Here is a 14,406-nt window from a genome sequence, read left to right as displayed (position 1 = left end):
CAGGAGCCGCGATGTCGCACACCTCGAACTATCTGCGCTGCCTGGACCGCGAGATCCACTACACCGAGTGGGGCGCGGCGCAGGCCGATGTGGTGATCGCCTGGCACGGCCTGGCGCGCACCGGGCGCGACATGGACGACATCGCGGCCCACCTGTCCACCCGCTGGCGGGTGATCTGCCCCGACACGATCGGCCGCGGCCTCAGCCAGTGGAGCCCGGACCCCGGGGCCGAGTACTGCCTGGACTTCTATGTGCGCCTGGCCGAGTCGCTGCTGGACCAGCTGGGCGTGCGGCAGTGCCTGTGGCTGGGCACCTCGATGGGGGGCGCGATCGGCCTGCGCGGCGCGGCCGGTCGCCTGCGTGGCCGGATCCGCCGGCTGGTGCTCAACGACATGGGGCCGGAGATCGCTGCCTCAGCCGTCGAGCGCATCCGCACCTACGCCGGCAGCCCGGCCAGCTTTGCCACCGTGGGCGAGCTGGAGCAGTACTTCCGCACCATCTACGCCCCCTATGGCTGGCTCAGCGATGCCCAGTGGCGGCGCCTGACCGAAACCAGCGTGCGCCGCCTGCCCGACGGCCGCGTGACGCCGCACTACGACCCGCAGATGGTGCGCCAGTTCATCGACCATCCCGCCGACTACGACCAGTGGCCGCAGTGGGACAGTCTGGACATCCCGGTGCTGTGCCTGCGCGGCGAACACTCCGATCTGCTGGAGGCACCGGTGGCCGAGCAGATGCGCCAGCGCGGCCCGCGCGCCACGGTGGTCACGGTGCCAGGCTGCGGGCATGCGCCCGCGCTGAATGTGCCGGCGCAACTCGCGCTGGTCGAGGACTTCCTGGCGGCCTGAGGCGGTCGCCGCTCAGCGACCAGCCGGGTTCGGGTCGAGCCGTCGCAGCATCACCGCGCGCAGGCTGCCCTCGGCGTTGCGCGCCAAACCCACGACGTGTCCGGCGTCATTGATACCGCGGACCCACAGCAGCCGCCACTGGGCCTGCTGCGCGGTCGGCAGCAGTTTGGCCAGCCACCACAGGCGACCGCCGCTGTACAGGAACGGGCCGGAGCGGCCGGCCAGCGCACGGTCACCAATCACGTCGCCCGCGGCATTGATGCCGTAGGCATAGCTGCGGGCGCCATGGCGCGTCTCCAGGTCAATGGTGACCCCGTCGCGGTGGAGGTAGGCATGGGTCTGGAAGTAGTGCGGACCCACCTGGGAGCTGCCGACCACCCAGCCCTGGCGGTTGATCGCCAGGGCCAGCGTGGACAGGCTGCCCGGCAGACCGAAGGTCTCCTTCAGCACGCCGTCCTGCCACAGCGCGCCGTACTGCCCTTGCACGCCATCGACGGTCTGCCGGACGATGCCCGCCACCTGGCCCGCGTCATTGATCGCCCAGGCGATGCTGGGCAGCTCGGGCTGCGGCACCGGCAGGTCCTGCCACTGGCCGTCATGCATCAGGAAGGCGCGGTCAGGCTGCATCGGCTGCGAGCGTCGCCCCACCACCTGGCCCTGGCTGTTGATGCCGTGGGCTGATGCGCTGCCCTCGGGTGGCTCATACTGCGTGGTGATGTCGCCCAGGGTGACGAAGACGGGATTGGTTGAGCGTCCAATGTGGAGTTGGCCGGTGATATGACCGGCGTCGCTGATCGCTGTCACCTGGCCGCTGCGATAGGGCGGCGCGCTGTGCTGGATCAGCCGCTGTGCCCGGCCATGGACAAAGCGAACCGGGTAGCCTGCGCCGCCACTCTGGTAGGCCACGCCGACGATCTCGTCGGCATTGTTGATGGCCTTCGCTTCACTCTGGTCACCCTGGCGCAAGACGCCCAGGTCCACCAGCTCATAGCGTGGTGCGGCCGCGGCGTGACCGCTCGCAGCGACCCATGCCAGCACCACGGCCAGAACCCCAAGGCATCGCTTCATGATTCACTCCCCCGGTGGGCGCACCCAGTCACCAGCGGCGCACTGTGAGGCCGCGCTGGCCCGTTGTGCACCCCTAGGCTGCCGCCCCCCAGCGAACCTGGGGGTGGGTCTCGCCATGGCGCTTGTGGCGATGGCGTGTCGGGGCTAGGCTCTGGGGCTGGGCACCCCGTTGGCCCTCAGCATCAGGAGTACCGCATGTCCACTTGTGCTCAGCAGCGTCGACCCGGTGTGCGAGATGTGTTCTGTGGACTGGCGGGGTGGCTGACCGCCGCCTGCTGGGCCTTCCCGCTGAACCTGGACAACACGGTGATGCAGACCAAGGTCCGCGACCGGGAGGCGGGTCTGCTGCACCTGATCGTCTACGAGGCGCATGGCCCGACGCTGGATGAGCGGCACCTGGTCCGCAACGACACCGGCAAGCCTGACGCCAGGGTGCACGCCACGCTCACCGACGCGGGCGACGGCACCTACCTGCTGCAACTGCAGTCGCAGGACCTGGGCACGGCCGACCACTACCGGGCCCACATCCAGGTGGAACTGCCCAAGGAGAGCTGTTACAGCGGCTACTGGTACCTGACCGACCTCACCGTCCTGCAGGATGACCTGGTCACTGGTGCCCGCCCGATCGTCTACAACGCGGGCGACCGGAGCATCGATGTGTCCTACCACCGTGCGCAGCGCGGCCCGATGCGCTTCACCCAAGGCCAGATGCGGCTGTCCTTCCGTGTGGATCAGATGTGCTTCTGAGCGCGTCCGCCGCCGCCGGGCGATGCCACTGCCCAGCGGCCGCTCTGCGCCGTCGTCGCGGCATGACCAGGCTGGCCGCACCGGCCAGCGCAGTCCACCCCCATTGCCTCATCGCTTGTTCCCTGGACGCACCCGGTGCACAGCGCGGCGCGGTGCGGGCGGTCGGGTCGGCCATGCGCGCTGCGCCCGGCCCCCTCGCACTTGGGGGATCATGGGGCGTTGCCGTTGCGGTGGCACCGCCATCTCGCTAGGCTTGCCCGTGGCGTGTGTTGCCCAACCTGCTGCCCACTGGAGTCTGCCGATGTCTGTTCGTCCTGTTCACCTTCGCCCTGGCTGGCGCACCCTGTTGTGTGGCGTGGCCGGCTGGCTGGCCGCCGGCTGCTGGGCCTATCCGCTGAACCTGGACAACACGCTGATGCGCTCGGCGGTGCGTGAGCGCGTTCCCGGCACCCTGCACGAGATCGTCCACCAGGGGCAGGGTCCGGTGCTGGACGAGCGCCACCTGGTCAGGAACGACACCGGCAAGACCGATGCCCGGGTGCATGCCATGCTCACGCAGGTCGGCGACGACAGCTATCTGCTTCAGCTGCAGTCCCAGGACCAGGGCTCGGCCGACCACTACCGCTTCCATGTCCGGGTCGATCCGCCGAAGGAGATCAGCTGCCGCTTCGGCCAGTGGGTGGTGGCCGACGTCAACCTGCTGTCGGACGACCTGACCCTGGGTGCCCGAGCGATCGACTGGCGCCACGGCGACAAGGACATCGACGTCGTCTTCCACCGCGCGCAGCGGGCCCCGATGCAGTTCACCGGAGGGCAGGTGCAGCTGTCCTTCAGGGTGGTCGAGGCCTGCGTCTGAGGCACACCGCCGTTCGTTGGTGGGCCGCTGCCCTGGCGCTGGCTGCGCTGGGCTGCGGCCTGCTGTGGCGCCTGGATGATGCGCAACGCCGCGAGGCCTTCGACACCCAGGCCCGCATCGCCCACCGCCTGCTGAGCCAGCATGCGCTGCAGATGGAGGCGGTGCTGGCCACGCTGACCCTGGTGGCCACCGGCCCCGAGCAGGCCGACGCGGCGCGCCGCCTGCCGGCGCTGCTGCCCGCGGTGCGCAGCGTGCAGCAGCGCACCGATCCGCAGCCCTGGCCCGACGCCCGCCTGCAGGCCGCCGAGCAGGCCTCGCGCGAGGCGCGCCGGGCGGTGCTGGTGCGCCTGGACTCGGCCGCGCCGCGCGCGCTGCTGCTGCGCGCCGGCCAGCCCAGCAGTTATGCGCTGGAAGTCGACCTGTCGCAACCGCTGCGCGAGGCGGATTGGCCCGTGGTGCCGGGTTCGGCGGTGTCGGTGGCCCTGGTCCCGGCCGACCGGCCGCTGGTGTGGCTGCAGCAGGGCCCGCCGCCCGCCACGGTGCTGGGCCGCTACGAGGCGCGCAAGCACCTGGCCGCCGACAGCCTGCCGGTGGACGTGGTGCTGCAGCAGCCCTGGGGCTGGGCCGAGCTGCCCTGGCTGGCCTGGGCCCTGTGGACGCTGCTGTGTGCCGCGGCCATGCTGCTGGTGCGCGCCGGCTGGCGCCAGCGCCAGGCCCGCCGCCGCGCCGAGGAGTGGCTGCGCCTGGGCCAGGTGGCCCGGCTGAACACGCTGGGCGAACTGGCGGCGGGCATGGCCCATGAGCTGAACCAGCCGCTGACCGCGGTGCTGGCCAACACCCAGGCGGCCGGCCGCCTGCTGGACGAGGACCCGCCCGAGCTGAGCACCGCGCGTCAGGCGATGACCCAGGCCGCGGCCCAGGCGCGCCGCGCCAGCGAGGTGCTGTCCCGCCTCCGCCAGGCCCTGGCGCGGCCCGACGAGCCGCCGCCCAGCAGCAGCTTGCGCCTGGACGCGGCGGCGCGCGCGGCGCTGGACCTGCTGGACCCCGAGGCCCAGGCGCTGGGTGTGCGACCGCAGCTGCAGGTGGCCCCCAGCGCGGCCGCGGTGCGGGCCGATCCGGTGGCGGTGGAGCAGATCCTGCACAACCTGCTGCGCAATGCGCTGCAGGCCCTGGCCACGGTGCCCACCGACGAACGCCGGCTGACCGTGCAGGTCGAGGCCGATGCCCGCAGCGGCCACCTCAGCGTGATCGACAGCGGCGAGGGCTTGGCGCCCGAGGTCGCGGCCCGCCTGTTCCAGCCCTTTGTCAGCACCCGCGAGGGCGGTCTGGGCCTGGGCCTGAGCCTCAGTGAATCGCTGGCGCAGGCCCAGGGCGGCGCGTTGACGCTGCTGCCGCTGGCCGAACGCGGGGCCGGCTTCCGGCTCAGCCTGCCCCGGGCCGAGGCCGCCTGATGCACACGCCGCTGATCCACCTGGTCGACGACGACGCCGCGGTGCGCGATGGCCTGGCGCTGCTGATCGGCACCGTGGGCCTGCGCGTGCAGACCTGGGACGACCCGCAGGCCTTCATCACGGGCTTTGACCGCCAGGCCATCGGCGCCATCGTGCTGGACGTGCGCATGCCCGGGCTGGGCGGCGTCGCGGTGCTGGAGCGCCTGCAGGCCGAGGGCGTGGACCAGCCGGTGGTGATGCTCACCGGCCACGGCACGGTGGCGCTGTGCCGGCGCGCCTTCAAGAGCGGCGCGGCCGAGTTCCTGGAGAAGCCAGTCGACGACGAGCTGCTGCTCGACACCCTGCAGCAGGCGGTGCGCCAGCATGTGCATTCGCGCGAGCGCCACGCCGCTGACCGCGAGGCCCGCGCCCGCCACGCCCAGCTGTCGCCGCGCGAGCAGGAGGTGCTGGGCCTGATCATCGAGGGCCTGACCAACAAGGAGATCGGCCGCGCGCTGGGCCTGTCGCCGCGCACCGTCGAGACGCACCGCGCCCACCTCTTCGCCAAGCTGGAGGCCGAGTCGCTGGCCCAGCTGATCCGGCGCTATGCCCGGCTGGTCGAGGAGGGCGACAGCGCTCCGTAGTTCTACGGAGCGGCGCGCGTAGCCGGCCGAATGGCCGCCGCGGCCTCGGCTTCCTACAGTGAGGGCACGGTCCAACGAGGGCCGCCACCTCAGGAGAATCCGATGCTGTCCACCCCCCGTCTCACCCTGGTCGCGCTGGCCCTGTGCGCCACCGCCGCACACGCCGAACTGCGCACCGAAAAGGCCCTGACGCTGTCGCTGGCCAACCAGATCGCCGCCGCCGGCGTGGCCGCCTGCCAGGCCAATGGCTATGCGGTGACCGTCACCGTGGTCGACCGTGCCGGCGGCGTGCGCGCCGTGCAGCGCGCCGACAACGCCGGCGCCCACACGCTGGAAGCCAGCCGCGCCAAGGCCTGGACCTCGGCCTCGGCCAAGAACACCACGCTGGCGATGATGGAGAACGCACAGAAGAACCCGGCGGCGGCCAACCTGGTCAACATCCCCGGCTTCCTGCTGCTGGGCGGCGGCGTGCCGATCAAGGCCGGCAACGAGGTGGTCGGTGCGGTGGGCATCGGCGGTGCGCCGGGCGGCCACCTGGACGAGCAGTGCGCGATGGCCGCGCTGGACCAGGTCAAGGCGCAGCTGCAGTGAAACGCCGCGCCTTCGGCCTGGGCCTGGCCGCGCTGGCGCTGACGGCGCGCGCCCAGACCGCCCCCACACCCGCCGAGATCGGCCGCTACGGCGGCCTGCACGCCGCGGCGTGGCGGGGCGACCTGGCGCGCATCGACGCCCTGGCCGACCAGGTGCGGCTGAACCCGCGCGACGAGCACGGCCGCACGCCCGTGCACGTGGCCGCCTTCGCCGGCCAGCGCGAGGCCCTGCGCCGCCTGGCCCGACACGGCGCCGACCTGCAGCTGCTGGAACACGACCGCTACGACGCGGTGACGATTGCCGCCGTGGCCGATGACGAAGAGACCCTGCGCACCCTGCTGGCGCTGGGCGCGTCAGCGCGCCTGGTGACCAGCCGCTACGACGGCACCGCGCTGATCGCCGCCGCCCACCTGGGCCACGACGGTGTGGTGCGCCAGCTGATCGCCGCGGGCGCGCCGCTGGACCATGTCAACAACCTGCACTGGACCGCGCTGATCGAGGCGGTGGTGCTGGGCGACGGCGGACCGCGCCACCAGGCCACGGTCCAGGCCCTGCTGTCCGCCGGTGCGGATACCCGGCTGAGCGACCGCGCTGGCCGCACACCGCTGGCGCTGGCGCGCGAGCGGGGCTACGGCGCGATGGTGGCCTTGCTGGAGAAACGCTGAGCCTCAGCGCTGGAAGCGCCCGTCTTCGGTGACGATCGACAGGTCCACGTAGTCCAGGCCGCTGTGGTCGGCCGGGCTGTAGCCCAGCTCCAGCCCGCCCAGGTCCAGGCGCTGCAGGCCGTTCAGGGCGTCGGCCAGGCTCTGCCGCGTGGGGGTGCGACCGGCGCGGCGCAGGCCCTCGACCAGCACCTTGGCGGCGGCGAAACCCTCCACCATCGCCGGCGTCAGCGCCAGCCCCTTGGCCTTGGCCAGCGCCTGGGCTTCCTTGATCATCGGCACCGCGATCGAGCGCTCGGACGGAAACACCTGGCTGACGATCACGCCGCGGGCCAGCTCGCCCAGCTGCTTGACGAAGCCGGCCGACGCATTGTTCGACAGCGTGACCATCTGCGCCTTCGAGCCGCCCGCGCGCAGCGCCTTCATCGCGTCCACCACGGCGGTGCCCGAGCCGATGAACAGCACCGCCTGCGGCTCGGCCTTGACCAGCGTCGGGATCAGGCCGGAGAAGTCGGGCTTGCTGCGGTCATAACGCTGGTGGCTGACCGGGCTCAGGCTGGCGGCCTTCAGGCCTTTGAGCGCACCCTGGACGGCGTCTTCGCCGAAGCTGTCGTCCACCTGCACGATGCCGATCTGGCGCACGCCGATCTGGGTCAGGTGGGTGATGGCGCGCTCGGCCTCGCGCTGGTAGGTGGCGCGCACATTGAACAGCCAGGGATGCACCGGCTGGTGCAGCACCATCGCCCCGGTGGAGGGGGCGATCAGCGGGATGCGCGCCTCGCTCAGCAGCGGCATCAGCGCCTGGGTGTGCGGCGTGCCGCGGTTCAGGAACAGTGCCAGCACGCCCTGGTCGATCAGCTGGCGCGCGTTGGCCACCGCCTGCGGCACCTCGAAGCGGTCGTCCAGGCTGATCAGCTCGATCGGCTGGCCCTGCACGCCGCCCTGGCGGTTCACCGCCTCGATCCAGAGCATCGCGCCCTGGCGGGTCTCGGCCACGGTGGCCGCCACCGCCCCGCTCAGGCCAACGGTCTGGCCGATCTTCCACTGCGCCTGCGCGCCCAGGCTGACGCCCAGCGCCAGCAGCGCCGCCCCAGCGGCTGAACGCCATGCCTGGCGGACTCGTGCACCCATCGACTGCCTCGTGCTCTCATGGCCCTAGTGGGCGGTTATTGTCGCGCGGCGGTCAGGGACTTTCGGGTGGAGATCGCGTATCGGGTTGACCCTGAGCGGGCTCAGCGCACGCGCCAGCCGCCGCGCAGCTCATAGCCGCCGCGGGCCGCAGGCTCCCAGCGGCGCGGCTCGTAGTGCCAGCCGTGGCGCGGCGATTCCCAACGGCCGCCCACCCAGACATGGCGGCCGCCCACCCAGTTCCAGTAGCCGCCAATCCAGATGGCACCGGGGAATGGAATGGCAGGCACCACCTCGTACTGGGGCGGCGGCGGCGCCATCGGCGCCATCACGACCGGGCCGGATTCATACACCGGCGGCGGGCCGCCATAGGCCGGCCGGTGCGCCGGCACGACCACGCAGGCGGGCAGGGCCAGCAGGACGAGCAGGCTCGATCCGGCCAGCAGGCGGCGCCCGAAGGCGCTGGAGACGGAGGTGTTCATGAGCTATCAACCCCTGAGCGGCCCCGGCGGATGACAAGCACCCGCGTCGGTGTTGACATTCTCGCCGGAGCGGTCCGCGCGGCGGGCGGGAGTCGCTGCCTGCCGGCCCGGTGCACGGTGGTCCGGTCGACCCGCGTCCGGCACCCCAGGCGCCAGCCGGTCTGGGCGCCGCTGCCCCGACGTGGCCGGGCTGACAGGGGCAGCACCCCGGTGGCACCCTGGCTGCAGGGACCAGGTCTTTGTGCCAACATGGCAGGTTCTGCGTGCTTCCAGACCCTTCCATGTCGTCCGGCCTGATCGAGATCCGTGGTGCCCGCCAGCACAACCTGAAGAACCTGGACCTGGACATCCGCACCGGCGAGCTGACGGTGGTCACCGGCCCCAGCGGTTCGGGCAAGTCCAGCCTGGTCTTCGACACGCTCTATGCCGAAGGCCAGCGGCGCTATGTCGAGACCTTCTCGGCCTACGCCCGCCAGTTCCTGGACCGCATGGACCGCCCTGCGATGGACAAGGTCGACGGCGTGCCACCGGCGATTGCCATCGACCAGACCAACCCGGTGCGCACCAGCCGCTCCACGGTCGGCACGATGACCGAGCTGAACGACCACCTGAAGCTCTTGTTCGCGCGCGCCGGCCAGCTGTTCGACCGCCAGACCGCGCTGCCGGTGCGGCACGACAACGCCGAGACCATCCATGCCGACCTGGCGGCGCGCGCAGCTGCCGCGGGCGATCCGCGCCTGGTCATCACCTTCCCGGTGGAGTTGCCCGCCAACACCAGCGCCGAGGAGGTGGAGCAGTGGCTGCTGGCCAGCGGCTTCTCGCGGGTGCAGGCGGAACGGGTGGCCGACGGCAAGAAGCTGCTGGATGTGGTGGCCGACCGTTTCCGTTTCAGCAATGCCGAGCGGGTGCGGGTGATGGAGGCGATCGAGCTGGGCCTGAAGCGCGGCCAGGGCCGGCTCAGCGTCTATGCGCTGGCCGACGAGGGCGAACCCACGCTGTGGAAGTACAGCACCGGCCTGCACTGCCCCGAGAGCGACCTGCGCTATGGCGATCCGCAGCCGGCACTGTTCAGCTTCAACTCGGCCTATGGCGCCTGCGAGACCTGCCGCGGCTTCGGCCGCGTGATCGGCGTCGACTTCGGCCTGGTCATTCCCGACCACCGCAAGACCCTGCGCAACGGCGCGATCAAGCCGATGCAGACGCCGGCCTGGCAGGAGTGCCAGGACGACCTGGTCAAGTACGCCGGCGAGGCCGGCATCCCGCGCGACACGGCCTGGAACCAGCTGACCGAGGCGCAGCGCCAATGGGTGATCGAGGGCTCGCCGAACTGGAACGGCAACTGGAACAAGCAGTGGTACGGCGTGCGCCGCTTCTTCGAGTACCTGGAGAGCAAGGCCTACAAGATGCACATCCGCGTGCTCTTGTCCAAGTACCGCAGCTACACGCCCTGTACCGCCTGCGGGGGGGCGCGGCTGAAGCTGGAGTCGCTGCTGTGGCGCATCGGTGAGAAAGACGATGCCGACGCGGTGCTGCCGCCCGCGCAGCGCATGCTGCCGCAGGGCGCGGCCTGGTCGCGCGCGCAACTCGAGGCGCTGCCGGGCCTGAACCTGCACGACCTGATGCTGCTGCCGATCGAGCGCCTGAAGCGCTTCTTCGACGGCATCCATCTGCCCGAGGGCTTCCTCGATGAAGCGCTGAAGCTGCTGCTCGATGAGATCCGCACGCGGCTGCGCTACCTGTGCGACGTGGGCCTGGGCTACCTGACGCTGGACCGCCAGAGCCGCACGCTGAGTGGTGGCGAGGTGCAGCGCATCAACCTGACCACCGCGCTGGGCACCTCGCTGGTCAACACGCTGTTCGTGCTGGACGAGCCCAGCATCGGCCTGCATCCGCGCGACATGAACCGTATCGTGCAGGCCATGCAGCGCCTGCGCGACGCCGGCAACACGCTGGTGGTGGTCGAGCACGACCCGGCGGTGATGCTGGCCGCCGACCGCCTGATCGACATGGGCCCGGGGCCGGGCGAGAAGGGTGGCCAGATCGTCTTCGACGGCAGCCCGCAAGCCGCCCGCTCGGCCGACACGCTGACCGGCGCCTACCTGGGCGCGCGCAAGAGCGTGGGCATGGGCTTCAAGCGCTTCGTGGACGAGGCCACACCGCGGCTGATCCTGGAAGGCGCGCGCCAGAACAACCTGAAGAACGTGACGGTCGAGTTCCCGCTGCAGCGGCTGACCGTGGTCACCGGGGTCTCGGGCTCGGGCAAGAGCACGCTGGTGCAGGACATCCTGGTGCCGGCGCTGTTGCGCCACTTCGGCCAGGCCACCGACGCGCCCGGCGCGCATGACCGCCTGCTGGGCGCCGACCACCTGGCCGATGCAGTCTTCGTTGACCAGAGCCCGATCGGCAAGACCGCGCGCTCCAACCCGGCCAGCTATGTGGGTGCGTTTGACGAGATCCGCAAGCTCTTCGCCGTGGCCCCGCTGGCGCAGGAGCGGCGCTACACCGCCGGCATGTTCAGCTTCAACGCGGGGGATGGGCGCTGCCCGACCTGCGGCGGCTCGGGCTTCGAGCATGTCGAGATGCAGTTCCTGTCGGACGTGTACCTGCGCTGCCCGGACTGCGACGGCCGCCGCTACCGCGCCGAGATCCTGGAAGTGCTGATCACCCGCGGCGACCGGCGGCTGAGCATCGCCGATGTGCTGGACCTGACCGTCAGCGAGGCGGTGCAGTGCTTCGCCAAGGACCGCGAGGTGCTGCGCGCGCTGCAGCCCATCGTCGATGTCGGCCTGGACTATGTGCGCCTGGGCCAGCCGGTGCCCACGCTGTCGGGCGGCGAGGCGCAGCGCCTGAAGCTGGCCGGCTTCCTGGCCGAGGCGGCGGCCAGCCCGCGCCAGGCGGTGGCGAAGAAGGGCACGCTGTTCGTCTTCGACGAGCCCACCACCGGCCTGCACTTCGACGACATCGCCAAACTGATGCGCGCGCTGCGCAAGCTGCTGGACGCCGGCCACTCGCTGCTGGTGATCGAGCACAACCTGGATGTGATCCGCGCTGCCGACTGGCTGATCGACCTGGGCCCCGAGGGCGGCGACGGTGGCGGCCAGCTGGTGGCCGCCGGCACGCCGGATGACCTGCGCGCCCACCCGAGCTCGCACACCGGCGCCGCGCTGCGCGACTACGACGGCGCGCTGGGCGTGGCCGAGAAGACCGTGGCGTCGGACACCGATTCCGGCCGCTACCTGGGACGGGCGGTGCGGGACGAGGCGATCCGCATCGTCAACGCGCGCGAGCACAACCTGAAATCGCTGGACGTGGACATCCCGCGCGGCAAGTTCACGGTGGTGACCGGGGTGTCGGGCTCGGGCAAGAGCACGCTGGCCTTTGACATCCTGTTCAACGAGGGACAGCGGCGCTACCTGGAATCGCTCAACGCCTATGCGCGCTCCATCGTGCAGCCAGCCGGGCGGCCGGAGGTGGACGCGGTGTGGGGCATCCCGCCCACCGTGGCGATCGAGCAGCGGCTGTCGCGCGGCGGGCGCAAGTCCACCGTGGCCACCACCACCGAGGTCTGGCACTTCCTGCGCCTGCTGTGGGTCAAGCTGGGCCTGCAGCACTGCGTGCACGACGGCGCACCGGTGCGGCCGCAAAGCGCCGAGAGCATTGCCGCGCAGCTGCTGCGCGACCATGCCGGCCAGCATGTGGGCCTGCTGGCGCCGCTGGTGGTGAACCGCAAGGGCATCTACAACGACCTGGCCAAGTGGGCCAAGGCGCGCGGCCACAGCCACTTGCGGGTGGATGGCGAGTTCCTGCCCACCGACCCCTGGCCCAAGCTCGACCGCTTCAAGGAGCACACGATCGAGCTGCCGGTGGGCGACCTGGTGGTCTCGGCCGCCACCGAGCCCGAGCTGCGCGCGCTGCTGGCCGAGGCGCTGGAGGCCGGCAAGGGCGTGATGCACCTGCTGGCGCCGCTGGACGGCCTGGCCGAGCGGCTGGAGGCCGGCCAGCCCACCACCGGCCTGGGGCAGCTGAAGGTGTTCTCCACCAAGCGCGCCTGCCCGCAGTGCGGCACCAGCTACCCCGAGCTGGACCCGCGCCTGTTCAGCTACAACAGCAAGCACGGCTGGTGCAGCACCTGCGTGGGCACCGGTCTGACGCTGACGCGTGAGCAGCGCCAGGCCTTCGATGATTCGGTGCGCAACGACGACGACAAGGGCCGAGAGCAGCGCTTTCCCAGTGACGAACCCGAGGTGGAAGGCCTGGCCGGCGAGCCCTGCCCCGACTGCCACGGCGCCCGCCTGAACCCGGTGGCGCGAGGCGTCACTTTTGCCGAGCGCACGATCCACGACGTGGCCGCCGGCTCGGTGCGCGAGGCCCGCGCCTGGATCGACGGCCTCACGCTCACCGGCCGCGATGCCGGCATCGCCCGCGACGTCATCACCGAGATCCGCAGCCGCCTGGAGTTCCTGGAAGAAGTGGGCCTGGGCTACCTGACGCTGGACCGCGCCGCGCCCACGCTCAGCGGCGGCGAGGCCCAGCGCATCCGCCTGGCCGCGCAGCTGGGCAGCCACCTGCAGGGCGTCTGCTATGTGCTGGATGAACCCACGATCGGCCTGCACCCGCGCGACAACGGCATCCTGCTGGGCGCGCTCAAGAAATTGGGCGACGCCGGCAACACGCTGGTCGTGGTGGAGCACGACGAAGACACGATCCGCCGCGCCGACCATGTGATCGACATCGGCCCCGGCGCCGGCAAGCGCGGCGGCCGCCTGGTGGCGCAGGGCGCGCCGTCCGAGCTGGCCGCGCACCCCGATTCACTCACCGGCCGCTGCCTGGCCTCGCCGCTGAAGCACCCGCTGCAGGCGCGTCGTCCGGTGGATGGACACACTCCAGCGATGGCGCTGCGCGGTGCGTCGCTGCACAACCTGCAGCAGGTGGACGTGGACGTGCCGCTGGGCCGGCTGGTGGCGGTGACCGGTGTGTCGGGCTCGGGCAAGAGCACGCTGGCGCGCGACGTGCTGCTGGCCAATGTGGCGGCGCTGGTGGCGGCCAAGGGCCGCAAGCCCGACGAGGCCGCGGCCTCCAGCGTGATGCTCAGCGGCTGTGCCAGCCTCAGTGGCTGGGGCGGTGTGGACCGCGTGCTGGAGGTGGACCAGACCCCGATCGGCAAGACCCCGCGCTCCTGCCCGGCCACCTACATCGGCTTCTGGGACAGCATCCGCAAGCTCTTCACGGAAACGCTGGAGGCCAAGGCGCGCGGCTACGCCGCCGGGCGCTTCTCGTTCAACACCGGCCAGGGCCGCTGCCCGGCCTGTGAAGGGCAGGGGATGCGCACCATCGAGATGAGTTTCTTGCCCGATGTCAAGGTTCCCTGCGATGTCTGCCACGGCCAGCGCTTCAACCCCGAGACCCTGGCCGTCACCTGGCGCGGCAAGAGCATCGGCGACGTGCTGCGCATGGAGGTCGACGAGGCGGTGGAGTTCTTCGCCAGCATGCCCGCCATCGCCCACCCGCTGCAGCTGCTGAAGGATGTCGGCCTGGGCTACCTGACACTGGGCCAGCCCAGCCCCACGCTCAGCGGTGGCGAGGCGCAGCGCATCAAGCTGGTGACCGAGCTGTCCAAGGTGCGCGACGACGTCACCCGCCGCGGCCAGAAGGCCCCGCACACGCTGTATGTGCTGGACGAGCCCACGGTGGGCCTGCACATGGCCGATGTCGAGAAGCTGATCCATGTGCTGCACCGCCTGGTCGACGGCGGCCACAGCGTGGTGGTGATCGAGCACGATCTGGACGTGGTGGCCGAGGCCGATTGGGTGCTGGACCTGGGTCCGGAGGGCGGCAGTGCCGGCGGGCGCGTGGTCTGCGCCGGCCCGCCCGAGCGCCTGGTGTCGGCCGGCACCCACACCGGCCACGCGTTGGCGCCTGTGCTCGCGCGCTGATGTGGTGAAACGCGGGC

Annotated in this window: 11 protein-coding genes; 8 read left to right on the top strand and 3 right to left on the bottom strand. The window is 71.4% G+C overall.

Features of this window, described 5'->3' with window-relative positions; all coding sequences use genetic code 11:
- Positions 1-11 precede the first annotated feature (11 nt).
- Entirely contained in the window at positions 12-848 is an 837-nt protein-coding gene (locus tag KAK03_RS08695; RefSeq protein ID WP_210853419.1) for an alpha/beta fold hydrolase, read from the top strand.
- 12 nt (positions 849-860) lie between these two features.
- Here the strand turns inward: KAK03_RS08695 and KAK03_RS08690 are convergent, their stop codons facing one another.
- Positions 861-1,916, bottom strand: coding sequence for a hypothetical protein (locus tag KAK03_RS08690; RefSeq protein ID WP_210853417.1), 1,056 nt, complete (start codon positions 1,914-1,916; stop codon positions 861-863).
- 195 nt (positions 1,917-2,111) lie between these two features.
- Here KAK03_RS08690 and KAK03_RS08685 point away from each other — a divergent pair, with 195 nt between their 5' ends.
- From KAK03_RS08685 to KAK03_RS08660, 6 genes are all read left to right on the top strand, one after another.
- Positions 2,112-2,663: a hypothetical protein gene (locus tag KAK03_RS08685; protein ID WP_210853415.1), complete on the top strand. Its 552-nt coding sequence runs from the start codon at positions 2,112-2,114 to the stop codon at positions 2,661-2,663.
- A gap of 355 nt (positions 2,664-3,018) precedes the next feature.
- A complete protein-coding gene (locus KAK03_RS08680; protein WP_247661023.1) occupies positions 3,019-3,519 on the top strand; it encodes a hypothetical protein in 501 nt (166 codons plus the stop codon).
- Between the two features lie 152 nt (positions 3,520-3,671).
- Positions 3,672-4,970: a sensor histidine kinase gene (locus KAK03_RS08675; RefSeq protein ID WP_247661022.1), complete on the top strand. Its 1,299-nt coding sequence runs from the start codon at positions 3,672-3,674 to the stop codon at positions 4,968-4,970.
- Positions 4,970-5,593 (top strand): response regulator transcription factor, encoded by a 624-nt coding sequence (locus KAK03_RS08670; RefSeq protein WP_210853411.1) that lies wholly within the window; start codon positions 4,970-4,972, stop codon positions 5,591-5,593. The genes KAK03_RS08675 and KAK03_RS08670 overlap by 1 nt, the downstream gene beginning before the upstream one ends.
- Positions 5,594-5,695: 102 nt before the next feature.
- The gene (locus tag KAK03_RS08665; RefSeq protein ID WP_210853409.1) at positions 5,696-6,184 is read left to right on the top strand and encodes a GlcG/HbpS family heme-binding protein; all 489 of its coding nucleotides are present in this window, start codon (positions 5,696-5,698) and stop codon (positions 6,182-6,184) included.
- The gene (locus tag KAK03_RS08660) at positions 6,181-6,849 is read left to right on the top strand and encodes an ankyrin repeat domain-containing protein (RefSeq protein WP_210853408.1); all 669 of its coding nucleotides are present in this window, start codon (positions 6,181-6,183) and stop codon (positions 6,847-6,849) included. The genes KAK03_RS08665 and KAK03_RS08660 overlap by 4 nt, the downstream gene beginning before the upstream one ends.
- A 3-nt stretch (positions 6,850-6,852) precedes the next feature.
- On the opposite strand, the gene KAK03_RS08655 is transcribed toward KAK03_RS08660, so the two are convergent.
- Together KAK03_RS08655 and KAK03_RS08650 are read right to left on the bottom strand one after the other, a co-directional pair.
- Positions 6,853-7,977, bottom strand: coding sequence for an ABC transporter substrate-binding protein (locus KAK03_RS08655; RefSeq protein WP_210853406.1), 1,125 nt, complete (start codon positions 7,975-7,977; stop codon positions 6,853-6,855).
- 101 nt (positions 7,978-8,078) lie between these two features.
- A complete protein-coding gene (locus KAK03_RS08650) occupies positions 8,079-8,456 on the bottom strand; it encodes a hypothetical protein (RefSeq protein ID WP_247661021.1) in 378 nt (125 codons plus the stop codon).
- A gap of 281 nt (positions 8,457-8,737) precedes the next feature.
- On the opposite strand from KAK03_RS08650, the gene uvrA reads away from it, so the two are divergent.
- Positions 8,738-14,389: an excinuclease ABC subunit UvrA gene (gene uvrA / locus KAK03_RS08645; RefSeq protein WP_210853404.1), complete on the top strand. Its 5,652-nt coding sequence runs from the start codon at positions 8,738-8,740 to the stop codon at positions 14,387-14,389.
- Positions 14,390-14,406 lie beyond the last annotated feature (17 nt).

The sequence above is a fragment of the Ideonella alba genome (genome assembly GCF_018069845.1).
Taxonomy (GTDB): domain Bacteria; phylum Pseudomonadota; class Gammaproteobacteria; order Burkholderiales; family Burkholderiaceae_C; genus Ideonella; species Ideonella alba.
The sequence above is the reverse complement of the archived record's forward strand: the minus strand, read 5'-3'. Positions and strand labels throughout refer to the sequence as shown.

Excerpts from the sequence above, each read along its gene's own strand:
- KAK03_RS08665 (WP_210853409.1), top strand. The coding sequence starts at position 5,696 with ATGCTGTCCACCCCCCGTCTCACCCTGGTCGCGCTGGCCCTGTGCGCC.
- KAK03_RS08685 (WP_210853415.1), top strand. The coding sequence starts at position 2,112 with ATGTCCACTTGTGCTCAGCAGCGTCGACCCGGTGTGCGAGATGTGTTC.
- KAK03_RS08690 (WP_210853417.1), bottom strand. The coding sequence starts at position 1,916 with ATGAAGCGATGCCTTGGGGTTCTGGCCGTGGTGCTGGCATGGGTCGCT.
- KAK03_RS08650 (WP_247661021.1), bottom strand. The coding sequence starts at position 8,456 with ATGAACACCTCCGTCTCCAGCGCCTTCGGGCGCCGCCTGCTGGCCGGA.
- KAK03_RS08670 (WP_210853411.1), top strand. The coding sequence starts at position 4,970 with ATGCACACGCCGCTGATCCACCTGGTCGACGACGACGCCGCGGTGCGC.
- KAK03_RS08695 (WP_210853419.1), top strand. The coding sequence starts at position 12 with ATGTCGCACACCTCGAACTATCTGCGCTGCCTGGACCGCGAGATCCAC.
- KAK03_RS08655 (WP_210853406.1), bottom strand. The coding sequence starts at position 7,977 with ATGGGTGCACGAGTCCGCCAGGCATGGCGTTCAGCCGCTGGGGCGGCG.
- uvrA (WP_210853404.1), top strand. The coding sequence starts at position 8,738 with ATGTCGTCCGGCCTGATCGAGATCCGTGGTGCCCGCCAGCACAACCTG.
- KAK03_RS08675 (WP_247661022.1), top strand. The coding sequence starts at position 3,672 with ATGGAGGCGGTGCTGGCCACGCTGACCCTGGTGGCCACCGGCCCCGAG.